The organism is Nostoc spongiaeforme FACHB-130 (assembly GCF_014698475.1).
GTDB classification, from domain to species: domain Bacteria; phylum Cyanobacteriota; class Cyanobacteriia; order Cyanobacteriales; family Nostocaceae; genus Nostoc_B; species Nostoc_B spongiaeforme.
Map to the genome: position 1 here is coordinate 1 of NZ_JACJTB010000045.1, position 23134 is coordinate 23134.

20 protein-coding genes are annotated in these 23134 nt (G+C 40.5%); 8 read left to right on the forward strand and 12 right to left on the reverse strand.

Annotated elements, in window-relative coordinates:
• Positions 1 to 95 precede the first annotated feature (95 nt).
• The 3 genes from H6G74_RS24860 to H6G74_RS24870 form a co-directional block, all read right to left on the reverse strand.
• Positions 96 to 389: a PAS domain-containing protein gene (locus tag H6G74_RS24860; protein ID WP_190970190.1), complete on the reverse strand. Its 294-nt coding sequence runs from the start codon at positions 387 to 389 to the stop codon at positions 96 to 98.
• 227 nt (positions 390 to 616) lie between these two features.
• Positions 617 to 2149, reverse strand: coding sequence for a SagB/ThcOx family dehydrogenase (locus H6G74_RS24865; RefSeq protein WP_190970191.1), 1533 nt, complete (start codon positions 2147 to 2149; stop codon positions 617 to 619).
• A 99-nt stretch (positions 2150 to 2248) separates the two neighbouring features.
• Positions 2249 to 3136 (reverse strand): DUF4349 domain-containing protein, encoded by an 888-nt coding sequence (locus H6G74_RS24870; protein ID WP_190970192.1) that lies wholly within the window; start codon positions 3134 to 3136, stop codon positions 2249 to 2251.
• A gap of 184 nt (positions 3137 to 3320) precedes the next feature.
• On the opposite strand from H6G74_RS24870, the gene H6G74_RS24875 reads away from it, so the two are divergent.
• Both H6G74_RS24875 and ilvC read left to right on the forward strand, forming a co-directional pair.
• Positions 3321 to 3758, forward strand: a complete 438-nt coding sequence (locus tag H6G74_RS24875; RefSeq protein WP_190970193.1) for a thermonuclease family protein — start codon at positions 3321 to 3323, stop codon at positions 3756 to 3758.
• A gap of 273 nt (positions 3759 to 4031) precedes the next feature.
• A complete protein-coding gene (gene ilvC, locus H6G74_RS24880) occupies positions 4032 to 5027 on the forward strand; it encodes a ketol-acid reductoisomerase (RefSeq protein WP_190970194.1) in 996 nt (331 codons plus the stop codon).
• A gap of 175 nt (positions 5028 to 5202) precedes the next feature.
• Here ilvC and H6G74_RS24885 read toward each other — a convergent pair whose 3' ends face one another.
• Positions 5203 to 5409: a hypothetical protein gene (locus tag H6G74_RS24885; protein WP_190970195.1), complete on the reverse strand. Its 207-nt coding sequence runs from the start codon at positions 5407 to 5409 to the stop codon at positions 5203 to 5205.
• Positions 5410 to 6010: 601 nt separating this feature from the next.
• Between H6G74_RS24885 and H6G74_RS24890 the strand changes: the two genes are divergently transcribed.
• Complete coding sequence (locus tag H6G74_RS24890; RefSeq protein WP_190970196.1) at positions 6011 to 6739, forward strand: hypothetical protein; 729 nt, start codon at positions 6011 to 6013, stop codon at positions 6737 to 6739.
• Between the two features lie 113 nt (positions 6740 to 6852).
• Here the strand turns inward: H6G74_RS24890 and H6G74_RS24895 are convergent, their stop codons facing one another.
• Positions 6853 to 8496, reverse strand: a complete 1644-nt coding sequence (locus H6G74_RS24895) for an alpha/beta hydrolase (RefSeq protein WP_190970197.1) — start codon at positions 8494 to 8496, stop codon at positions 6853 to 6855.
• A gap of 453 nt (positions 8497 to 8949) precedes the next feature.
• Between H6G74_RS24895 and H6G74_RS24900 the strand changes: the two genes are divergently transcribed.
• On the forward strand, positions 8950 to 9156 hold the full coding sequence (locus tag H6G74_RS24900) for a hypothetical protein (protein ID WP_190970198.1): 207 nt from the start codon (positions 8950 to 8952) through the stop codon (positions 9154 to 9156).
• A gap of 341 nt (positions 9157 to 9497) precedes the next feature.
• Positions 9498 to 10151, forward strand: a complete 654-nt coding sequence (locus H6G74_RS24905; RefSeq protein ID WP_190970199.1) for a PEP-CTERM sorting domain-containing protein — start codon at positions 9498 to 9500, stop codon at positions 10149 to 10151.
• Positions 10152 to 10252: 101 nt separating this feature from the next.
• On the opposite strand, the gene H6G74_RS24910 is transcribed toward H6G74_RS24905, so the two are convergent.
• Positions 10253 to 11047, reverse strand: coding sequence for an HAD family hydrolase (locus H6G74_RS24910; protein WP_190970200.1), 795 nt, complete (start codon positions 11045 to 11047; stop codon positions 10253 to 10255).
• A gap of 115 nt (positions 11048 to 11162) precedes the next feature.
• On the opposite strand from H6G74_RS24910, the gene H6G74_RS24915 reads away from it, so the two are divergent.
• The gene (locus tag H6G74_RS24915; RefSeq protein ID WP_190970229.1) at positions 11163 to 11945 is read left to right on the forward strand and encodes a hypothetical protein; all 783 of its coding nucleotides are present in this window, start codon (positions 11163 to 11165) and stop codon (positions 11943 to 11945) included.
• Between the two features lie 202 nt (positions 11946 to 12147).
• On the opposite strand, the gene H6G74_RS24920 is transcribed toward H6G74_RS24915, so the two are convergent.
• From H6G74_RS24920 to H6G74_RS24930, 3 genes are read right to left on the reverse strand one after another with little or no spacing between them, the layout of a single operon-like run.
• Positions 12148 to 14328: a tetratricopeptide repeat protein gene (locus H6G74_RS24920; protein ID WP_190970201.1), complete on the reverse strand. Its 2181-nt coding sequence runs from the start codon at positions 14326 to 14328 to the stop codon at positions 12148 to 12150.
• 57 nt (positions 14329 to 14385) lie between these two features.
• Positions 14386 to 15168 (reverse strand): PP2C family serine/threonine-protein phosphatase, encoded by a 783-nt coding sequence (locus H6G74_RS24925; RefSeq protein WP_190970202.1) that lies wholly within the window; start codon positions 15166 to 15168, stop codon positions 14386 to 14388.
• Positions 15169 to 15218: 50 nt separating this feature from the next.
• Entirely contained in the window at positions 15219 to 15893 is a 675-nt protein-coding gene (locus tag H6G74_RS24930; RefSeq protein WP_190970203.1) for a vWA domain-containing protein, read from the reverse strand.
• Positions 15894 to 16800: 907 nt separating this feature from the next.
• Between H6G74_RS24930 and H6G74_RS24935 the strand changes: the two genes are divergently transcribed.
• Positions 16801 to 18192, forward strand: a complete 1392-nt coding sequence (locus tag H6G74_RS24935; RefSeq protein WP_190970204.1) for a response regulator — start codon at positions 16801 to 16803, stop codon at positions 18190 to 18192.
• Positions 18193 to 18298: 106 nt separating this feature from the next.
• Here the strand turns inward: H6G74_RS24935 and H6G74_RS31635 are convergent, their stop codons facing one another.
• The gene (locus H6G74_RS31635) at positions 18299 to 18421 is read right to left on the reverse strand and encodes a hypothetical protein (RefSeq protein ID WP_277927181.1); all 123 of its coding nucleotides are present in this window, start codon (positions 18419 to 18421) and stop codon (positions 18299 to 18301) included.
• Positions 18422 to 18512: 91 nt separating this feature from the next.
• Here H6G74_RS31635 and H6G74_RS24940 point away from each other — a divergent pair, with 91 nt between their 5' ends.
• Positions 18513 to 19493, forward strand: coding sequence for an aldo/keto reductase (locus H6G74_RS24940; RefSeq protein ID WP_190970230.1), 981 nt, complete (start codon positions 18513 to 18515; stop codon positions 19491 to 19493).
• A 243-nt stretch (positions 19494 to 19736) separates the two neighbouring features.
• Here the strand turns inward: H6G74_RS24940 and H6G74_RS24945 are convergent, their stop codons facing one another.
• On the reverse strand, positions 19737 to 21713 hold the full coding sequence (locus tag H6G74_RS24945) for a DUF3352 domain-containing protein (protein WP_190970205.1): 1977 nt from the start codon (positions 21711 to 21713) through the stop codon (positions 19737 to 19739).
• 405 nt (positions 21714 to 22118) lie between these two features.
• Positions 22119 to 23027, reverse strand: coding sequence for an AAA family ATPase (locus tag H6G74_RS24950; RefSeq protein ID WP_190970206.1), 909 nt, complete (start codon positions 23025 to 23027; stop codon positions 22119 to 22121).
• Positions 23028 to 23134 lie beyond the last annotated feature (107 nt).

Here is a 23134-nt window from a genome sequence, read left to right on the forward strand (position 1 = left end):
AACATTTTCTCATCTTAAGTGGATGTTTGAGTGGTTCATTAAAAACACTCTCTTTGATTTTCCGTCTCTCCAGATGTACGGATCATTTTCAAAAATCAAATACTAGTCCTATATGCCAATATTTCAACATCAATATATGTACCATCATAACAACGATGTTGACATTGAAAATTAAACACTAGTTTATTTTGATTCTTCCTAAAAATGTCTAATAAAATAGGTTGATATTCTGCATGATATAAATCAGTAACTTGCATTTGCAGAAATTGTTTTTTTGAATAACCATATTTACTAATTGCTGCTGCATTAACATTTAAAAATTGCCAGCTTTGGCTATCGTAGATCCAAATGGGAGAAGGATTATTAATAAATATGAAATCATCATCCATAATTATAAAGTGATATTTGCAGCATTGGTTATTTTAACTACATGAATCATATTGAGTTTTGAGAAAAACTTTGGTTTCTGTCGGTTGGACATTTACTACTATATTTTATGTCAAGTGATATCAATTCCGACTAAACACTTGTTATGACTTGTCGTAAGGTAGTAAGCGCGGAGTGCAGCCGATCGCGTCGTTGCACTCGCGGCGGAAATATCGTCAGTCCTGTTGTTTTATCTTGGTCTTCCTAACGTAGTAATGTAGAGAACAGCTTCATCTGTAGGAATACCCAGAACTTCATTTACTTGGTCATCAAAAAAACCACCAATACCACTCACGCCCAAATTGAGATGCACGGCGGCTAAATTTAAGCGTTGACCCAAATGCCCTGCATCCATGTGTAAATAACGATAAACGCGATCGCCATACTGAGCAATAGCGGCTTTCAGGTCTGCGGTATGAAAGACAACAGCCGCCGCATCTCTGCCTAAATCTTGACCCAAACACAGATAATGTAATTCTCGCCGGAAGTTTTTAAACCGAATCTGGCGCAGTTCTTGGGCTTTGGGCGCGTAATAATAACAGCCAGATTCCAAGCCTTTGACTCCACTCACGGCAATAAATGTTTCAATTAAGTTGAGGTCAAAGTAGTCGGGATTCCGGTCAAGATGTTGGTCGATGTAATTTTGGGGCTGGTAGGTAAAATCCAACAAAGCTTTGAGTTCATCAAAGGTTAAATCATCACCACTGTAAGCACGGGTAGAACGGCGCTTATGGATAGTCGCTTCCAAGCTGGAGAGATTTATCCCCCAGTCAATTGGTGTGGTAGCGGTGGGAATTTTCAGACAGAAAGGGAAATTATATTTGTCTTCCAAAGACCTTTCTTGCTTCACTGCTGGTAAATTCAACTTACCAGTGATACCTGATTGAATTTGGGTGTGACGATGGAAATATTTCAGCAACTCACCGTCAGGGATGGGGGGATATTTAGTTTCTGTGGCGGAAGGTAAAGCTGTGCATCCGGTAGACAAATTTTGCTGAATATCTAATAAGTCTGCCATTGCCAAAACTGCGATCGCACCTTCTTGCTGCGGATCAATATACAACAAATCGTTAACCGCATCATCAACAAAACCGCCAATCAAGTGGGGACGGTAATCAGTAATCGCACTTGCTAACTCAATATTCCCCAATAAATGCCCTGTATCCAGAAAAATTCGCCGATAAGCCCGGTCTTCATACCGCCAAGCCGAACGATAAAAAACCGCAGTCACCACAATTGCCAATTGCGTACCTTCTAACGCCGGATGCCAAAAACAAGCATCTTGCAAAGCCCGCCACACATCACTTTCCCAATACAACATCAATGAATGAGTGCGACACTGATAGTTATACAGTCCGGCGGGGAGCATGGGTGTACCGCGAGAAACGACATACACCTCTGCGGGATATAACCCACCAGCACTAGGCGCAGAACGCAAATAAACTGCGCTACCCATAGAAGGCATTCTGGCAGTTAATCCGTAACTCCGAAACAGTAAACGAGACAGTCTTTGCCACCACCCTGCATCTGCTTGACCAGCCAAGGGTTCTAAGGATTCTTGCAGGTAAGGTTTCAGATCAAAAGTCGAGCCAATTTTATACTCTTTAAAAGGTACTGGCTGTTTAGCCCAGTCTAGCCTCTGATTTTTCGCGGCTAGGGTTTGAGGGTCATATTTAGTACGTTCGTGGTAGTGCTGTGCAATAGATTGGTGGATTTCTGGCATAGTACTTTCAATACCCTAGGGCTTGCTTTTTTGATCTTGGCATTCATCTGGCTCATTATTTCGTGTTACGCGGTACAATCCCATGAAAGAGTCAGGTTCTTAATTTCTAGTTTCTCCTGGTGTATGAGTGCGTCGCCAACGGAGAAAACCGTAGACACCCGCAACTAAAATCAATAAATAAGGGGTGTAGACTATTAACCATATACCTAACTTTAATAGCCCAACAGTCAAGCTGCCTAGAGATTGAGTCGAATTGTTCCAAGTTTCTTGAATTTGTGAACCTAGCGCACGTTGGGGACTGTTACTAGATACGGCTGCTTCTAGATTTAAGGTAATGGTGGAGTAGGCGACTTGATTTTGCAAGCTTTTGAGTTGAGCGTCAATTTGCTCAATAGATTCTCGGACTTGACTGAGTTGTTGAGCAACACTCAACACATCGCGCACAGAACCAGCCCTGTCCATAATTTTTTGTAAATTTACTTCGGTTTTGCGGAGATTAGTTAATCTAGCTTGGATATCCACCAAGCGATCGCCTACATCCTCGGCTGTAATATTACGACTTTCAATTGTACCTAATTTAGCTAACTCTTCTAAGGTCGGTTCCAATAAGTTTTGCGGCACTCGCAACTGTATAGATGCAGTGTGACGGAAATTTTGTTTTGTGGGTTGCATTTCATTTAACCCAATCAAATCACCTTGCTGTTTTGCAATAATCTGTGAAACAGCATTAATGCTGTTTTCGACAGAGTTCACCACAATTGTCATTGTGGCTTTTTTGATTAATTGGGGACGCGCCCTGGTAGCTGGTGCTGCTTCTGCTTGGGCGACGAGATTATTAGCCGTTGGTGCAGCTTGGTCTTGGCTGGCAATTGGCGGTAATGATTTAGTCGAGAAATTTTGGGCAGCACAGCTAGTAAAAACAACCCCTCCTAGTAAAGCACCCACAAGTAAGGTTGATTTGCGTGGTAATGGTAAATCAAAAGTCATAATTCGACCTCGGAAGAATGAAATTAATTTCAGTATTACCGAGGAAAGTTTGATTATTGGATTTGTTGCAATTTATGTAACCAGTATTTTGCTGCATCTGTCTATGTGAGACAAATCACAGGAGCTACCCGACAAGTAAAATACACTCAAAAATATGGTGTAAAAAAATACCTGTTTTTAAAAGATGAATTTTGTAGAGTTACTTTTAGTTCTAGCGACAGTGCTGAATGTCGGGAATAGCAATATAATCACCGTCAAAAATGATACAGGGCAAATTCAGACAGTAAAACTTGCTTGTATTAATTTACCCGCAACAAAAAAACCAGATAATCTAGCAGCAACCGAGAAACTCAACCAATTATTACCAGCAGGTAGTCCTGTAGTGATTAGAAGAGTTACAGAAGATGAAGGCGATCGCATTACAGGCGAAATCTTCGTAGATAATCAATCAGTCAATCTCCGCTTAGTTGCCGAAGGTAACGCAATTATTGACCAAGATACTATCTACTACTGCTCAGAAACTAAAACTCAATATTTAATTGCCCAAGCCAATGCTCAAAATAAACGACTAGGAATGTGGCAGCAAATTCATTCAGACACAACTAAAAAAATACCAAGATAATTATTGATTGGGAAGAATTCAGGAGTCAGCATCTGAAATTACATAGAAATTTTCATGCTTCGGAGCTTAGAGACTTGCAAAAAATAAATTATCCAATTTTCAAGAGAGGGTATTTTTCTTTTTCTCCCTGCTCCCCGCTCCCTGCCCCCTGCCTACACAGTGATAGTATATCTTGTCTAATTGGAAGTCCCTTATCTGTGGTTACACAATTTACGGTAAGATCAAAAACCTGCCTATAAATAATTGTGATGCTTGCTGACAGGAGATGCTTCTATGGCCCGGATGTACTATGACGAAGATGCCAATTTAGACCTTTTGGCTGGAAAAACTATTGCTATTATCGGCTATGGTTCCCAAGGTCATGCTCATGCCCTGAACTTAAAAGATAGCGGTTTGAATGTGATTGTGGGGCTATATCCGGGCAGTAAGTCAGCACAAAAAGCTGAAGCTGCTGGCTTAACCGTGAAAAATGTTGCCGATGCAGCTAAAGCGGCTGACTTCATCATGATTTTGTTACCTGATGAAGTACAGAAAACAGTTTACAAAAACGAAATTGAACCTAATTTAGAAGCTGGAAATGTAGTAGCTTTTGCCCACGGCTTTAACATTCACTTTGGGCAAGTTGTACCACCTGCCGATGTAGATGTGGTCATGGTAGCACCCAAAGGCCCCGGTCACTTGGTGCGCCGGACTTATGAACAAGGACAAGGCGTACCTGCGTTGTTTGCGGTTTATCAAAATGCTAGTGGTCAGGCACGCGATCGCGCTATGGCTTACGCTAGAGGTATTGGTGGTACTCGTGCAGGTGTCCTCGAAACCACCTTCCGCGAAGAAACCGAAACTGATTTGTTCGGCGAACAAGCAGTATTATGTGGTGGTTTGAGCGCCTTAATCAAAGCTGGTTTTGAAACTTTAGTCGAAGCTGGTTATCAGCCCGAATTAGCTTATTTTGAATGTCTGCACGAAGTTAAATTAATTGTTGACTTAGTTGTAGAAGGCGGTTTAGCCACAATGCGCGATAGCATCTCCAACACCGCAGAATATGGTGACTATACTCGCGGCCCCAGAGTGGTTAACGAACAAACCAAAGCCGAAATGCGGAAAATTCTCCGCGAAATTCAATCAGGACAATTTGCCCGTGAATTCGTTTTAGAAAATCAAGCCGGTAAACCAGGATTTACCGCTATGCGTCGTCAAGAAGCCGAACACCCCATTGAAGTAGTCGGTAAAGACCTACGGGCAATGTTTAGCTGGCTGAAAAAAGTCTAACTTCGTTTCATTCACACATAAAACGGGTCATAGTAGAGACGCAGTTTAATTGCGTCTCTGCATAAACATAGTATTTAAGACAAACGACACCAAAAGACTTTCTAGAATACTCTCATATCTCCCTTGTCCCCCTTGTCTACCTTGTCCCCTCGTCCCCTAACACCCCAAGTCAACCTTAATCTTCCAACAAACTCATCAACGCTTGAATTTCTGGGTCTTCTGCCTCAGATAGCTGACGGCGTAATTCTAAGATTTGATGATTTAATGCTTGCGACGTATAAAGCAGATTTGATGCTTGGGCAATTTTCAATTGACTTTCCTTAATTTTGATTTTTCTCAGCAGTTCATCCACCGCATAGACATCATAATCTTGAGAAATCATAGCCTTAGATTTATGAAAAATTTTCAGTAGTTTAAATTAAACTTGGCGTTTGTATTATTGATTAATCCGTATTGCTTGAGATTATACATGGTTGAGATGCAGATTGCTCATACGGTTGATTACATTTGATTAAGCTTGTTACTTCGCTTTTACGTATATATTTTTACACCAACTTTATACAAACTTCACTCGCAGAAATAGATTAACCAAGACTGTGAATTTCCTTGGTATTGCTGTGATTTACAGTCATTATCAAGATTAGGTGTGTGATTTACTTAAGTACATTCCTAGGAGTATTTGTAAAAAATACATGAATTTACGGAAACAGGGTTGATTTTTCTCTCAGCCACTATTTATATTTACTATAGACGGTTAATCATCAAACTAAACTTCTTCAAGCTTAAAGCCTACTTAACTGTGTAAAGTTTATACAAACAAGTCATCTAAATTCCAGATTGAACTAGGAATTAGTAAATATGCAGAGATGCTATTTTTGGTGTCTCTACAATAATTTATGTATTCCTAATATTGTTGAAATCGCTCAAGATTCAACTAAATTTTTATTGCCTAGATTCCTGATTACAAATCATAGGTTGATACTATGCAAGATGTTTTAGAATATATTAAACACCAAGAAAAAAAATTTTCTCAATTACCCTTTTTTCAATTTTTAACCAATTGCAAAATAGACCCAGAACAGCGATTAGTGTGGTTCCCTTGTTTGGCTCATTTTGCAATGAGTTTCAAAGATTTAAATCATGATATTCTCCAAGATGAGTTGAGTGATCATCCACTTCAAAAAATTATTAACCAGCAGTCCCTAGAAGATGGTAGCCATTGGAAATGGTATCTCAGAGATTTAGATACGCTGGGAATTGATCAGGTAATGCGCTTCAGTGACTTTCTCAAATTTATTTGGAGTGAAAAAACAATCAAAACTCGTCGTCTGTCTAATAATTTAGTAGCAATGTGTCGTTATGAAACTGACATCTTGCTAAAAATAGTCATTATCGCCGCAATTGAAGCTACAGGAAGTACCGCCCAACGTGCAATGGCGCAGGTTGGTGACGAATTACAGGCTGTAAAAAATAAAAGGTGTTTTTATATTAGTCAGCACCATGTAAATGTAGAAAATTCACATTTTCAATTTGCCAATGAAAATTATTTGCTCAATATTGAATTAAGTGCAGAACAGAAGGCTAAAGCCTTAGTTTTAGTTGATTATGTTTTTGATAGCTTTACAGAATGTATGGATGGGCTAATGCAATTTGCCAATCAACATAAATTTAAAGAATTAGTAGCTAAACCTAAATATGTCTTACCTAGATAAGTACAACTTTATCTGCGTTTATCTGCGGTTAATTATTTTGATTAGCACCTCACTAGATTCATCAAGTTGCTCAATTTTGGTTTTGGAATGGTGAATTATCTATTCGGAAATTTTTATTTTGATTTTTTATTTGTGCCATTTTTTAAAGCCTGTGATAATTGTTCTGTACTCAGGTTACTTAACAAAGTGATATTGAGAGGAGCTTGATTAATATATTGAGCATAAGATGATTGCAAATAAGGGCGATATTCTGCATTATTTAAGAGCTTGGTTTCCATGAAAGCGACACTTAAGGCTTTTAAATATGAATAAACAGGGGCTGGATCTGGCCCTAATAACCCGGTTGGTACAGGTAAAACATTATTTTCTGGAGCAGATTCTTGTAGTGCGGAAAAATGCGTAGCATTTTCGATTAACACTAGATATTTGTTAGGTTCAGTTAGCCAAGTAAAGGGACGAATTTGTTCGGGAATGGCGGGGGCAAAAATATCTTGGCTACCCGTGACAATCATTGCGGGAACTTTGATTTGATTGATCCCATTTTCGCCTAAAACCGAACTGTTAATTGGATTAATCGCCATCACGGCTTTAATTCGCGGATCTTGTAGTGCATAATCTGTTGGTGATAATTCCGCAGCTTGACATTGCAGTAATAAAGATAAATTCAAGGATCTATTGGGATAACAATCTCGACGCAATTGAGCAAAGTTCAGTTCGGCTCCGGCTAAAGTCAATACTGTATAACCACCAAAAGAATGTCCAATGGCTCCAACTTCCTGAAAGTTGAGTTTTCCTCGCAGCTGAGGATTAGAGGTATCTAAACGTTGGAGTTCATCAAGGACAAATTTGACATCTAAGGGACGGTCAATAAATTCTCGCGGTTGTGGTGGCCCTGCTAAACCAGCAAAGTATTTTTGAAAGCGTTGGGCGTTACTACCAGGGTGTTCTAATACGGCGACGGCGAAACCATAGGAAACTAAATGTTCTGCTAGATAAGCTAAAGCATAGCGGTCTGAAGCTAAACCGTGAGAAATCACAATTAAGGGAAAAGGCTTTTGGGTTGTGACTTGTGGTATGTAAACATCTAGTGGTAGACGACGATCGCGTTTAGTGTCATTTAACTCAAAGTACAATTTTTGAAACTGCAATTTTCCAGGCTGGCGTAAATCTGGCTTTTGCGAAAAATCTATGTTTGCATTGCTAGATTCAGCGATCGCTTGTTGTTGCAAATATGCCACAACTGCATCTCTATCTTTGAGTAATTCTGATAAATTGTTGACTATCTTAATTCCTTCGGAGAAATTTAATTTAATTGTGGGCGAAGGAAACTTACGTATGATATTAACAACAGTTAAACCTTCTTTAGAATCTGCCGCAGCTAAAATCAAAGCCGCCCGCACAGCATAAAAACCATTTTGGCGCGATTCTGTAAGTAATAATTCTCCTAAACGTTGTACTACTTGTTCTCCGATGGGGGAATAAGTAAACTGTGACACTAAAGTAGGTGTGGCACTAAATCGCTGTTGTAAAAGTTCTCTGAGTTGCGCCAGTTGTTCCGGTGTGGCACGCTGGGCATAAATGTCTAACTCTCCAGTAATTTTGCCTTCTTTGGCGAAGGTTTCTAGCGCATCTGTGGATAACGAAAATTCTCCAAATGGGGGATAAAATAAGCTAATACGTTCGGCTCCCCAGCTAGGAGCAGCTGATAAAACAGTGGATAATAGCCCCAAACCCAAGTATTTCAGCAGTTTTTTCATAATTTATTGCTAAATGGAGAATTATCAAGGTTATAGAGGACGCGATCGTTAATATAAAAGGTTTTGCTAGACAAAAGTGAAATATCATCAGAAATAATACTTCGGTCGTATTTCTGTTAGAACTTATACCATTTTGGATTTTAGATTTTGCGAAAAGTTGCGTGGGCGGGTTTCCCGACTTGAGCAAACTTTTCAAGACGGATTTTGGATTGGGGAATTGCTTAAAGGTGAGCTTCAGCAATCCATGTGTCGCAATCATTTTTCAAATTGGTATTACGCAGTCAAAGAAAAAATCAGAGGTTTGGGTAAGAGTGAAGGGGTATTGGGGTTTCAGGACTTCGCCGTTCGATGATCAAATCCCTTACACCCAGTCTTAACAAACAATCTTTGCGCGTAAGTCCTGTTAGTGTCAGCAATAAGCGCGATAATAGATATAGAACTCAAGTTAACCTTATGTCTACAGTTTCCTGCTCCAGTTGTGTCGTAATTCTCAACCAACAACAGGAACAAAATATTTCTCACCAACACCAGTGCCAAAATCAGCCAATCAACCACAGTCAGAATACTAGTAAAAATTCTACAGTGGTAAAAAATGGTCGAGTTGTTGTGATCTCTGAACAAGCAAAATCTCAGCAGACTAACGAATCTGAAAACGCATAAAACACAGGTTAGGAAACTTGATATTTTTTAGATTGCGACGTTAGTCTTTACTAAAACCATAAAAATCTCAGTTTGATACTGGGATTTTTGACTAATTCCTTAAATTTACCTTTACGAATTTGTTTTAAAATCACTCTGGGGCTTAAGCTATTACACGGAGACTTACATAATTTATATATCTTTTTGTGTTGGTGGTTAACTGCTTACTATTAACAGTTAATCATCAAATAACATCATGGGCAATTATGTAATTTAAAGCGTAATAGCTGAAGAGAAATACTTTCTCAAACAGCCTAATTTTAGCTCAATCACTTGAATTCAACTACACCAGAGGCAGATAAATGAAAAGTTTATTGCTGGGAATAGGAGCTACCTTATTTTTTGCTTCCAATGCTCATGCAGCCACCCTCATCTATGATGAAGCTGATCCTGTTAATGGCGATTTGTCTGGCGACAACTTAAACCCAACAGTAGTGAATCTTTCTGTTGGTTCTAACCAAATTAGTGGCTCTACCACTGGTAATCCCAATCTTGACCGAGATTTCTTTACCTTTACTATTCCTGTTGGTCGTCAACTGAGTCAAGTTATCTTAACTAATTATGTTGGGCTAGATGGCACAGGGGCAAATCAAGGATTTTTAGCAGTCCAAAGAGGTTCTAGTATTACCAGCCTAACTAATAATCCTCCATTACTGGGTGCAGCTTTAATTGGTGCAGCGCCTGGAACCCTGCAAGGTGATAATGTCTTAGACGATGTAGGTACAGCAACATCCATTCAAGGAAGCAACTTTGTGGGTTTTCGTAGCGGTAGACTTGGCGCTGGTACTTACACTTTCTGGATTCAGGAAACTGCTGGTGGGATACAGAACTATACCTTAGATTTTGTTACCACAGTTCCAGAACCATCAACTATTTTAGGTATTGGTGCTGTGATGGGTTTGGGTACTTTAATCAAAAGGAAGAAACGTGGGCAGAGAGCTACAGTAGATCAATAAAGTTTCTCATCAGTGTGGAAATTCACCTTTTTTATAGATCCCCTGATTGTAATTCTGGGGATTTTCTGATTCTTGATTGTCTGTGAATGGCGATCGCAGAGTTATTCTGATTGAGTAGACGATTTTAAAATATAACTAGCTAACTCACAAAATCCTGCGGCTTCCGCTGCACTAGTGACGTAAATTGGTCGATGTTGTAGCCGACTGGCGTATTTTAGAATGTTAGCTACACCCACAGAAACAGGAAAATCATGGGCTGCAAATAGACTTTCATCATTTGGACTATCGCCCACAGTAACAACTTGTATGGGTGAGTATTCAGGCCAATGTGCTTGTAATACTTGTAATAAACCCACAGCCTTATCTTGATCTTGGGGTTTGATATGACACTGTACTGTACTGTAAGTAAATCCCCACCCCATTGATTGACAGAGATTACCTAAAGTTTGTAATTCCTCTACAGTTAAATCAGCGACATCGAATGTCCAATCTGTAAGGCGAAAACGATTGTCCGCAGATTCTTGAATTTGAGGAAATTTTTGTTTTAATTCAGCAAAAACGGCTGCTAATTGTTGACGGTGCAACGTTAAGTCAGAAATTGCAGTTAAAGCAATGGGCTGTTCACTACCCTTGGGATAGAAGATACCACCATTTTCAGCGATCGCGCCTGCAACTGGCATTAAGCTACTAATCCCACTTACCCACCCCGCCGAACGCCCTGTGACAATTAATACCTCAATTCCCGATGCTGTTAAACCTTCTAACGCTTGTAATAACGCAGCAGAAAACTTTCCTTCCTTGGTCAGAGTCCCATCCATATCAGTAGCAATCAGGCGGATATTACTCCAGCAACTAGATGCAGCTTGAGATATATGAGTCAGGTTTAAATAATACATATTAATAACGGTATATACGTATTTTATAAAAAGCTGTTAAAAATACTAATAACACAGCAATATGACATTGAGGATTTGGGCATTCTAAACAATGACAAGTAAAGTTATTGTTACCATGCTAAATCCTATACTTCTGGCACAATCTCCACCAGCAAAAACAAAAAAAGTTACTCAAAAACCAGCAGCCAGCGAAGCGTCCCCAGCACCACCCTTTTTATTAATTACCTCTGGAGGGCTGGCTGTAGCAGTAATTGGGTTGATTGTGTTTGGCAAAATCCAGATGACTAAATTAGAGAAGAAAATTAAATTTGAAAAATTCCGTGCTAGAGAGCTAGAGAAAAAGTTTAAACTGGCGCTAGACACAATCCGCAAAATGGAAACTAACCCGGATTTGGTAAACTCGCGGGACTTTAACCTAGATTATTTGCGGATGCGGATGTCTGAAGAAGTATTTCATTTTGCGATTCTGAACCAAATTAAAATCAGAGTCAAAGATAAAATTTCTCAAGCTTTGCGTCCCAACCAATCTCAACAAGGAACAGTGGGAATAGCCAATAGTGCAGGGCGACAGGTGGATGAGATTTTTGATGTTGAATATGAAAGTGGTACGCCGCCAAACATTGCGAAACGGGTGCTATTCCGCATTCAAATTAAGTTGATGAAGTTACCCACCCAAGCAACTTCCGCTACAATTAGCCAAATTATTGATTGCATCGAAACTTATCTTAGCCCGATGGATGATGAAGATACATGGCAACCGACAATTCAAGGTCGCCTTGCGACTATGCACTGGGATCAAAAAGCTAAACCCACACCATTACTAGTGTTAGAACAATCAAATGATGGCGTAAATGTCACTTTTCGGACTAGCCGCCAAGCAAATGCTCCAGCAAAATAGGGTGGGAGTTGTGAGTAGGGGAAGAAAACGAATAGGACTTACGCACCAAAATTTTCTATGGAGATTGGATGTAGGGGTGAAAGGGCTTCGCCGTCAGCGTCAGCCGAACGGTATAGGGACTTACACCCTTACACCCATTCTTAACAGACAACCTTTGTGCGTAATTCTTAGTAAAAAAAACATTAATGACCAAGGACTACAGTTAATTTGTCCCTACAGTTCCCCAAGCACTAGAACTTTGCAGTAAAGCATTACATTGGCTTTCAATGATCACACACATACTGCTGAGTGCTTGTTGATAATTTTCTGTATCTTCTTGTTCTAAGGCGAGTTTGGCGGCTACTTGTAAGTCTTCAACGGCTTTTTGGTTATTTTTGTCTGCTTCTTTACCACCGTATTGAGCAATTTCATAGCGCACCATACCGCGTTTGAGATAGACTTTTGCCAGTTTTTCGTTAAGTTTTAATGCTTGGTCAAAGTCAGCGATCGCATTTTGGTATTGTTGGGCGTATTCGGTGCTGTATTGTGCCATTTGGTAATATACCGAACCGCGTTGAAAATAAGCTTCGGCTTTGGAGGCGTTGAGTTTAATCGCCTCGGAAAAATCGGCTATGGCTTGCTGGAACTCTTTGAGAGATTCACCACTATACTTGGCGATTTGCGATCGCACAATACCCCTACGAATATATGCTTCGGCTTCTTTGATATTGAGGCGGATGGCGTTGTTAAAATCTGCGATCGCTAGATGATATTCTCGATCTGGATCGTTGCTATAATCAGCCAGCATATAACGAGCATTACCACGATTAACCAAAGCTTTCACTTCCTGGGGATTAATTTCCAACGCTTTCGTATAGTCTATTAACGCTCCTTCATAGTCTTTAAGATTGTAACGAGCATTACCTCGATTAATAAAAGATTTGGCGTATTTTGGTTCTTCTTGGATGGCTTTGGTAAAACTTTCGACTGCTTGCTTATAGTCCCGCACTTGGTAAGCAGCATGACCTTGTTTGTAATAATCAGCAAAATTTAGCACCTGCCGACTTGGTGCAGTATGTGTCATCAAGGTTTGCTGAGTATAGGCATTTTGCGACACAAACGGACGGGTAAATTTCACCATCACATCCAAATAACCCAACATCCCTAAACCCAGACAACCTAAAACAATCGGGTAAATTTTTGATACCTTGCGCCGTTGATAAGGAAAATAATTTGGCTGATTATTTGGTTGCCAGGAATTACCCTTAGCAAATGACATAACTGGCTGCGGTAAGCGATGAGGCTGATTGTAGCGTCTGGTGGGGATGGTGGCTGGTCTGAGATGTTCTCGATTCTCAATTGCGCGTTGTGAGGGAAAAGGATCTCGTCCGCCTAAACGCAAAGTCCGTTCACACCAAGGACAGCTATGCAAATGATTGCTGTAGCGATGCTGGGGATTAGTAGTGCAGGTAATTAAAGCATCTTCAGCTTCCGTCAGGGCAGACAACCAAGCTTGAGCATTGGGACGTAACGGCGGGTTGTTGTGGCCAGTTTCAAAACACTGGATAAACAATGCCTGCAAACTAGGATGCAGAATTTCCCAAGGAGGCGCAATGGGAGTCGGCAGGTAAGGAACTTGGTGGTTTTGGCTGTAGGTGAAGTGTCCCGCCGCAATGCGGGCTTCGTAAGCTGGCGGTTCGGCAGTACCTTGAAAAATCCCCGAAAAAGGATGTGTACCTTCCATTAATAATTGGAAGATCAGTACTGCCAAACCAAATGAGTCATGATAGACTGTGCGATCGTGTTGCGCGAAGACTTTGTTTTGCAGTTCTGGGGGAGTAAACTCTGGTTTACCCACTGCACAACGGTAGACAAGATTGTGATTTAAATCTGGCACCTGGAAAGAGTCAGTATCTACCAAACTCACCAGTGCGGTGTCACTGACTAAGATGTTGGACTCGTTGACATCACCCACGCAATAACCACTACTGTGCAGGGCTGCAAAAGCCGCCGCTAAATTTCGCGCTGTCCGCACTAAATATTGATAATTGAATAACGGGCAGTGTTGGCGACGGGTTCTGGGGTTGTAAAAGTCAATAATTGGCCGCATCCCGCGAATCCGGGGCATGATAAAGCCAATGACAGTTTTACTCCCATCTGCTGTTTTGATTAACTCTTGTGGCCAAGCAATGGAAATATGCCCCAAGTTAGCTGTCGGGTTTTCTGGTGGGTTAGCCAACATTGCTTGCAGTTTTTTAGCGTGATTGGCTGTGGGTTTGTGATAAACCTTCGCCACTAAATCGCCATCAGATGGCACTGCATAAACACAAGCTTCACCACCTCGTCCTAAGCTAACGCTGAGGTTGATAATTTCTGGCTGGGGAAGACAACGTAGTACCTTCATGTTTAAGTCACTGTTAACGGGGGTTAGATAAAAAGACCGAACTTGCAGAATCCTTGTTTATGAGCGGTTGAAGGCAGCAATAATTAGTGTTAAATCATCGTCGGTACGTTGTGTTATCCGCTCAGAACCTAAAAACCTCACGAGTTGCTCTTTCGCTAATGTTTTGTCCTCGGCGTTTTCGATAAAGTCAAACAAAGGAAAAAAGAAGGGTTTGTGAGGTTCGCCAACAACCATGTTTAAAGCCAGCATTTGTAGTCCATCGGTGAGGATACCAACGTTGACTATTTCTTCACGCCATAATCTCATTTGGGCTGTATCTATAGCATCTAAGGAAGTCAAGAACGTCGTTTCGTTGATATATTCTCCGTTATTGGGTATGGTTAGCGCAATTAAATTTCCTTGACGATTTTTTGCGACTGCCATCCCGTCACCGATTTGGGCTGCTGCTACCATTTCGGGTGTAGCGATGGTAATTATTAAGGTAGTTGCTAAATCTTGGGGCTGCTGGCTACAAGCGGCGGCTTCTGATTCTACGGCTTTTTTGGCAGCTAGCAAGGCATCACTCAACAAAGACTGCACTTCCAAATCATCAGCTAAAATAGCGCGAGAGACTTCTTTGTGCGATAAATGTTCTACCGCTGCTTCTGTCGCCACCATTGCGCCAATTTTCCCCTGACTGGCAGAACCTGCGCCATCTGCTGCTGCGGCTACTAATATATTGTCTGGCAATAGCTGCCAGTTGTGAGCATCCTGACACAGCTGCTTATTTCTGATGTGGCTGGTACCACATACAGATGCGGCGACTACCCGCCAATGATCAATCTGTTTTGATGTGTTCATAGATTCTGTGTCTGGGCTAGCTGTGTAAGTATGAAATCGCGGGAGGGCGATTAAATGGAACCCCAGCCAATTGGCGGTAAGGCTACTTGTTCATCCACTTGGGAGTGGGAAACAGCCGCCATACTTGCTGACAACCACATAAACATTTCCACGAAGTTTAATCCGCGCAATTTCAGTGGTGTCCGCACAGCTAACTGATTGAGCGTTGTCATGTTGGCATTTTCTACACCTACAGAGAAAAAGGCTACGCGCTTGTTGGCTTCATCTCCTTGAACTCTTTGGGCGGCTTGGGCTACTAAATGTTCTTGTTCACCTTGTGGTTCACCATCGGTAATCATGAATACCCAAGGGCGATAGTAAGCAATGCCGTTGGAGCGATATAAGGATTTGCGCTCTTGCACCATATCTAAGGCTTTGTGAATGCCTGCGCCCATACTGGTGAGTCCTTGGGCGGTGAGAATTGGCGGGTTAAATTGATCGGCGGTTACAAAGTCTTGGAGGACATTTACTTGACTATCAAATGTTACTATTGCTACTTCAACTCGACGAGATGCTAAGGAATTTTTGACTAATTCATCTTTTAAACTCAGCAAGCCTTGATTTAATGCTTCTATGGGTTCGCCTTGCATGGAACCCGATGTATCTAGTAACAATACACAAGGGCAACGGGGTTCAGGGTTTTCCGCAAATTCAACTACTTCATCCAGGGTTAATGTATCTTGCATAACTTTTTGTGTTATGTTATAGTCCAAAGCTTTATTTTCCTTTTTTCAAAGTATATATTTAAGTTTCCGGAGTCTCACAGGGAATAAGCAAATTTGTGGCGATCGCCAGTCGAGTCTTTATGTACTATTAAACAAATACTTTTCGCTAAATTCTCTACACATTTATTAAAGTTTTCATCAAGTTACCGTTGTTCAACTGCAAATTTACCAAGAGTTCTTATTTTCGGCATTCTCAGAACTACAAAGATTTATGTAGGGCAACCGCTAGAATATAATAAACATCAAAATTTGCCCAGATAAAAATTTAAAGATTTCGTGTGGAACATATTCATTTTTATCTCCGGCAAAAGTATTAACTCGTTCAATTGCTCATTCCAGTCACCTTGCAAGCGGGTTTTTTAGCTAAATACGGAATTGAGCTAGTAAAAATTTTGTTTTTGATTCATTTTCCTCAAGCTGGCTCAAAAATAAATAATCTATCTTATGACAGATGTATTTTTTTGAACTTGAATCTAGGGTGTGGGTAACTCTTAATCAAATGTCAAATTTAGATTGATTTAGGTTGGTGTCTTGGATCTGTTGGTACTTGAGCCTCCTAAAAGAATTGTTGTGGGTAAAGATTGGTAAAGCACCTGTTCTGACTCCTGACTGAGTAAAAATACTAACTTTAGTTATGACTTTTCAGAAATAGTAATGAAAAGTATTTTATAGATGTTGCTGTTTTGTCTTCGTAGATTGTCAAGCTGACTAGATAAGGCTTTGATTTCCATAGCTGTTAATCTCGATTTATTTTATCTAATGAGAGAATAATTTTCCGGGAGACAGATTAAAACTAATAAAGTAAAACATACTTAAGAATCCAAAATTTGCATAGATTCTGTATAATTTTCTAAAACAATTTTTTAAAATGTCTAATTTCGGTACATTTACAGTTTTACGTCCTCATAGTTTATTAAAACAACTGTCTCATAGTGTCGAAACGACTTGTTTACAAGCATTTAGTAACTTAGTAACATGGCTAATTTATTTAGAACAAGGAAACATCACCTACGCGACAAACTCAGTTGAACCCTTTGATAGATTAGAGCGCCATCTGCGCCGCCTGAATTTTCTCAGCAGCGAAATCCGCGTAGAATTACGCATGAATTTTGAAAATGATGTATTTAATCATGCAATTGCTGATAGCAATGATTTATCAACTCAGCCTGCTGACTACCAAGCAATTCATTGGCTAATTCATGAAGGTTATCTGGATGATGCACAAGCGACTATTTTGATTCAAGAACTTGTCAAAGAAGTGATGGAATCATTTTTGTTAGTAAAAACAGGTACTTATGCTTTAAGTGATGCAACCCAAAAATTGACTAAAATTTGTCGTTTGGATGTCGAAAAAACTCTAGAAATTTGTTACGTTAGACTACAAAATTGGCAATCTTTCGCTCCCCAAATTTCTTCACCTTATCAGCGTCCATACCTGATAATTAACAGGAACTTCCAGAGTAAGAACTTACCGCAACTACCACGAGAATTAACAGCTTGGATGAAAGGGTTTAGCCTGCGACATCTGGCTGTAATTGTGAATCAAGATGAAATGCAACTGGCGCAACATTTATACCCTCATATTGTGCAAGGAGGGGTAATTATGCACGAACCAGATCCACCATTTGATCAATTACCAAAGCATCAGCCGGAAGTTTCAGGATCTGCTCGATATACAACAGCATTACTCAACAGACAATTCATCGACACAGTAGTAGAACCCAGTAATCGCTATCTAGAAGCAGAAGCGGCTCTGGCTGTTGAAGATTTTAACCTTGTGGTGCGATCGCCACAAGCAACCTCACCATCAATTTACAATCTTCAGGAATTAACAATACCAAATACCATAAATTCTGCGCCTGAAAGAGTAACGACTACTACCGTCACCGCCAAAAAGACTTATAAAATCATTTCTGTGGATGATAGCCCGACAATTCTCAAAGAAATTAGTCGTTTTTTGGAAAGTGAGAATTTTTCTGTAGTGACAATTGATGATCCACTCAAAGCTGTAATGTCAATTATTCGCCATAAACCAGACTTAATTTTGTTGGATCTCAATATGGCTGGAATTGATGGTTATGAATTATGCAAAATAATTCGGAATAATTCTACCTTTAAACATACTCCGATTATTTTTGTTACAGGTAATAAAGGAATTGTTGATAAAGTCAAAGCTAAATTAGTCGGAGCTTCTGGTTATTTAACTAAACCTTTTACCCGTGCAGAACTGCTGAAACTTGTGTTTATGCACTTGGCTTAATTTTAAGTGTTATTTGTCAGTTGTCCTTAGTCATTGGTAAAACTGACTTGTTATTCAAAATGAATGAGATAAATTCAACCGCCGACAATACATAATCCCGAATTTCTCACGTATGGGTAGCGGGTGTGGAGAGAGAGGGGAGTGTGGGGAGTGTGGGGAGTGTGGGGGGAAAGATTTCTTCACCATCCTCCCACACTTCCCACCCCTCCCACACCCCTGGATTTCTCACAAGAGAGAAATCCAGGATAATGAGATTGCATAACAGAATTCTTAACCATTCGTGACAAATAACGAATGACAAATGACCAATGACAATCAAAATGCAAATCAGTCGAGAATTATCCCTAGCAAAAATGGGTTGCGGAACTTGGGCGTGGGGAAACCAACTGCTGTGGGGATACAACGAGAATATGGATGAGCAGCTACAAGCTGTGTTTAACTTGTGTGTCAGTAATGGTGTAACTTTATTTGACACGGGTGATTCTTATGGTACTGGGAGATTAAACGGACGTAGTGAGTTACTTTTGGGGCGATTTGCTCAAGCATATCAAGGTTTAAACCAGGAAAAGATTTGCATTGCAACAAAGCTGGCTGCGTATCCTTGGCGATGGACACGCCAGTCAATGATAAAAGCTTGTCAGTCTTCGGCCAAGCGTTTGGGTAGAAATGTTGATTTAGTACAGATGCACTGGTCTACTGCTAATTATGCACCTTGGCAAGAAAAAGGTTTATTAGAGGGTTTGGCTGATCTTTACGAACAAAGTTTGGTTAAAGGTGTTGGGCTGTCGAATTATGGGCCGAAACGCTTAAAAATAGTGCAGCAAAGATTTGCCGAACGAGGTGTGCCGATTTCTACCTTACAAGTGCAGTATTCTTTGTTATCTACTTATCCGGTGACGCAACTAGGACTAAAAGATGTGTGTGATGAATTGGGTATTAAATTAATTGCTTACAGTCCTTTGGCTTTGGGGATATTAACAGGTAAATATTCCGAGACAGGGACTTTTCCCAAAGGTGTGCGTGGGTTGTTATTTAGACAGTTATTACCGGGAGTGCGATCGCTGTTAGCATGTTTACAAGCGATCGCCCAATCTCGCAATAAAACTATGTCACAGGTAGCCATTAACTGGTGTATCTGTAAAGGTACTATTCCCATCCCTGGTGCCAAATCTCTTGCCCAAGCACAAGATAATATTGGTGCGTTGGGTTGGCAACTCGATGCTGGCGAACTAGCAGAGTTAGATAAAGCCGCCGACAGTACAGATAAAGTGATGGTGCAGAATATTTTTCAGACGAAGTGAGACGAGGGGTTAGAAACTGGGGGCTATGGACTAGGGAAGGGTAAAAGGGTATAGGGGCGTGAGGTGGGGGCAGGGAGCAGGGGGAATTGGGGAAGATTCTCCCCCGCCTCCGGTGGGTGAGCGACTTGCCTTGAAATCTCGACACTTCGACAAGCTCAGTGCATCGCTTCGCTCGATTACCGCGAAGTCGTTCGCGTTAGCGTCTCCACAGGAGAAAGGAAGCGAACCACCACCTCCTAATAATTACTCTTTGCCCACAGGATTAATCGGCCTTCTAGTAGGAGCCAACACCATTAAGACATCAAATTGTTCTTTATCTGGTGTGGTAGAACTTGTGGCACTCAAACTGTACACTGAGCCGATAATTGATTTCCAAGGACGGAAGGTTTGATCATCAAAGAAACTGGGGGCAAATCCATAAATCCAAGATAAAGTAGACCCCCCATTCAAATAAAAATAGCCGTAGTTAGGTCGGGGTAAAGAATTAGTTGCAGTTTGGAAATTATAAGTTGCAGGTAGGGGAATATAAGGCTGTGGTACTAAATCTTTAATTGCACCAAAACCTGTTGAAATCACAAGGGTTTTTTCATCTACCCAATTATAAGCGAGTAAGCTTTGAGAAGATTCTCCATTGATATCCCAACTCGTGATATTTCGACCTTGAATATCATGAGTATTAACTACCACTTCTCCTTCTGAGAAAGATTTGATCAGTTGATCTAATTTCTTGAGCGTAGTTTCAGCAGCAGCTCGATTATTTGTTTCTAAGGCGATACCGATGCCTAAATTCAAGTTAGGAATTGAGCCTAATAACCCTCCCTTAGAAGGAAACAAAAAGAACGCATAATCACCGTCCATCCAATTGAGGATGTCTTTTTCTAAATCCAGTTTGGTATTATTCAGGACAAAACTACGAAATTGGTCTAGATATTCTTTGAGTTTTGGTTCTGTACTCAAAGCTTTTGCTATTAGTAGCCATTTTTGATTGAGATTGCGCCCTGTGGCAGCAGAGTAAGTAGCACCTGGTAATCTGGATACTATCGCCTCTGGTTGTTCAGTTTGAAATTCATCTTTTTCTGATTTTGGGGTTTGGCGATAGGCTGTAGCTTGAAAGCGCAATCCTTCTGGTTCTACTGTTAAAAACCCATTGACACTCCCATATTCTTTTAATTCATCAAGGTTAATGGATTCACTACCAAAAATTGGAACGGGCAGACTTGGATCTTTAGCGATGTCGTTAATTAAAGGAATAAAAGTTGCCAAATCTTCATAAATTGTAAACAGAGATTTAGCATACTGGGGATGCTTAATTGTTTCTTGAAATTGGGGATTTTGAGCTAGATTATTCTCACCTTGTGAAACATCAACAATTTGCTCAATAGCTTTAGCCGTAAACCCAGTGACAATGTAACCTGGTACAGTAGCGATCGCCAGTCCTTTGGGTCTTCTTTTTAACCAATCAGGATTACTCAAAATCGGTGGAATCGCTGCTAAGTTTGATTTTTTCAGAGAATTAGTCGGTTTTTGGGGTATTTTGATCGGCTTTGTCGGTAATATGGGAAGTTTTTTTAAATTTGATTCTGGTGATGCTGCTGGTTCAGGTGCTTTTGGTAAATCTGGTGATGGGGTGGTTGACTCTGGTGATTCAGGTGTTGTTGGTAACTCTGGTGATGGGGTGGTTGATTCAGTTTCTGGATTTGATTCTGTTGATTCTGGTAATTTTGGCGGTTCGGCTGGTTCTGGAACCTGGAGTTCTATGATAGTTACGCCTTTGTACTCACTTAGCTTGACCCTTGTTGGATCACTATTTTTCAGTAAGTCTAAAAGAGGCTGGATGCGCGACTCATCTTTCAGAGGAGCCAACATTATAAAGTTATTTTCTAGAGTTGCTTTTGTACCTTCAACCTTGGGTAGAAATGCAGCAGCTACTTGTTCACCCAACAAAGACTCAATTTCTCGCACATAGTCTAGCTTAAAAGAAGGTGGCAAATATTGAGCTACGGCGGAATATGCTCTGTCAAATAAATAAAAACGATTTAGGTCTGCCCAAGCATCTACCTTCGTGTTGATTAAGCTGACCAATGGTGTGTCTGCTGGTAAGATTTTAGCGATCGCTGGGACATTCAGGGTAGTAGATGCCTCAGCCTCGCTTTTCTCAGCCACAGGAGAAGCCACTGCTAAAACTGACAATAGCGATACTGTAATAATCGGTGATACCATTTTGAATTTTAGATTTTCGATTTTAGAACTGCAACCTAGCAACTAAATGTATAAGGCATAAAATGCCATTTTGTAGGTTTCTTTTTTATATTTTTATTACTAGAAAATAAATGGATTTTGCCAAAATTTAAAATTAAGTATTAAAAAATAATCTGTTTTAACAATTAGTGGTTAAAAGTTATAAGGATGGAAGTAAAAGAGTAGTGGTTTAGCTATGCTCACCAACAGAGGACAAGGGGAAAGTTTTTTACTCAGCACTCAGCGAGAAGTTACCTGTGGAGAGAACTTGCGTGCGCGGGTTCCTCGCGCCCTTGCAAAGTTCGGGGAGTTCCCTCCATTGAGTAAACTTCGGTGACTCAGCACTTTACTATCTGAAGCAATAGGTACTGTGTATTGTAATTTGAATTAAGGAATAGGCAGCGATCGCAATAATCTGTCTACAATCGTTCGCGCATTACGTCCTCCCCTAGGGATGAGGCGATGACAGAGAACGTAAGGCACCAGAAATTTTACATCATCGGGGATGGCATAATCACGCCCAGAAATAAATGCTAATGCTTGAGTTGCTTTTTGTAATGCGACAGTTCCGCGCGGACTCACACCCAAAGTAATTTCTTCATCATGTCGCGTTGCCCTTACCAATTCCAAAATATACTCTTGTAAAGAAGCTTCTACTCTGACTTGAGAACAGATTTGACGCAATTGTTGTAATTCTGCCAAACTAATACAAGGTTGTAACTCCGTCACATTTGCTCTTTGTTGAAGATTTTGCAGCATTTGCAATTCTTCTTGTGCTGAAGGATAACCCAAACTCAAAGACAGCATAAATCTATCCATTTGAGCTTCTGGTAATGGAAAAGTACCTTGATATTCAATGGGGTTTTGGGTAGCAATCACAAAAAACGGCTGGGGAACTGACCGAGAAACACCATCAATTGTGACTTGATTTTCTTCCATGACTTCTAATAAAGCTGACTGAGTACGAGGTGTAGCGCGGTTAATTTCATCAGCTAGAAGTACATTAGCAAACACTGGCCCAGACAGAAAGGTAAATTCACCAGTTTTGGGATTCCAAATATTCGTACCAGTAATATCTGTGGGAAGTAAATCAGGAGTGCATTGTAAGCGTTGAAATTTGCCATCTAAGGAACGCGCTAAAGATTTAGCCAGCAGTGTTTTACCCACTCCTGGAACATCTTCTAATAGTGCATGACCACCACTTAATAAGGCGACTAAGACCAAGCGAATTGCCTCGGTTTTACCGACAATGGTCAGAGCGAGATTTTGAGTTAAAGCTTCAATTTGTTCTCTCATGCACCACAGAATGATTGAGGAATTGGCGATTAGGAACTGGAATGGAGAATAACCTATGCCTCATTCCCCACTCCCTGTTTTTCAGTATTCCCACTTCATCATCGGAA

Coding starts and splice junctions, on each gene's coding strand:
- H6G74_RS24860 (WP_190970190.1), bottom strand. CDS start 389: ATGGATGATGATTTCATATTTATTAATAATCCTTCTCCCATTTGGATC.
- H6G74_RS24865 (WP_190970191.1), bottom strand. CDS start 2,149: ATGCCAGAAATCCACCAATCTATTGCACAGCACTACCACGAACGTACT.
- H6G74_RS24870 (WP_190970192.1), bottom strand. CDS start 3,136: ATGACTTTTGATTTACCATTACCACGCAAATCAACCTTACTTGTGGGT.
- H6G74_RS24875 (WP_190970193.1), top strand. CDS start 3,321: ATGAATTTTGTAGAGTTACTTTTAGTTCTAGCGACAGTGCTGAATGTC.
- ilvC (WP_190970194.1), top strand. CDS start 4,032: ATGGCCCGGATGTACTATGACGAAGATGCCAATTTAGACCTTTTGGCT.
- H6G74_RS24885 (WP_190970195.1), bottom strand. CDS start 5,409: ATGATTTCTCAAGATTATGATGTCTATGCGGTGGATGAACTGCTGAGA.
- H6G74_RS24890 (WP_190970196.1), top strand. CDS start 6,011: ATGCAAGATGTTTTAGAATATATTAAACACCAAGAAAAAAAATTTTCT.
- H6G74_RS24895 (WP_190970197.1), bottom strand. CDS start 8,496: ATGAAAAAACTGCTGAAATACTTGGGTTTGGGGCTATTATCCACTGTT.
- H6G74_RS24900 (WP_190970198.1), top strand. CDS start 8,950: ATGTCTACAGTTTCCTGCTCCAGTTGTGTCGTAATTCTCAACCAACAA.
- H6G74_RS24905 (WP_190970199.1), top strand. CDS start 9,498: ATGAAAAGTTTATTGCTGGGAATAGGAGCTACCTTATTTTTTGCTTCC.
- H6G74_RS24910 (WP_190970200.1), bottom strand. CDS start 11,047: ATGTATTATTTAAACCTGACTCATATATCTCAAGCTGCATCTAGTTGC.
- H6G74_RS24915 (WP_190970229.1), top strand. CDS start 11,163: ATGCTAAATCCTATACTTCTGGCACAATCTCCACCAGCAAAAACAAAA.
- H6G74_RS24920 (WP_190970201.1), bottom strand. CDS start 14,328: ATGAAGGTACTACGTTGTCTTCCCCAGCCAGAAATTATCAACCTCAGC.
- H6G74_RS24925 (WP_190970202.1), bottom strand. CDS start 15,168: ATGAACACATCAAAACAGATTGATCATTGGCGGGTAGTCGCCGCATCT.
- H6G74_RS24930 (WP_190970203.1), bottom strand. CDS start 15,893: ATGCAAGATACATTAACCCTGGATGAAGTAGTTGAATTTGCGGAAAAC.
- H6G74_RS24935 (WP_190970204.1), top strand. CDS start 16,801: ATGTCTAATTTCGGTACATTTACAGTTTTACGTCCTCATAGTTTATTA.
- H6G74_RS24940 (WP_190970230.1), top strand. CDS start 18,513: ATGCAAATCAGTCGAGAATTATCCCTAGCAAAAATGGGTTGCGGAACT.
- H6G74_RS24945 (WP_190970205.1), bottom strand. CDS start 21,713: ATGGTATCACCGATTATTACAGTATCGCTATTGTCAGTTTTAGCAGTG.
- H6G74_RS24950 (WP_190970206.1), bottom strand. CDS start 23,027: ATGAGAGAACAAATTGAAGCTTTAACTCAAAATCTCGCTCTGACCATT.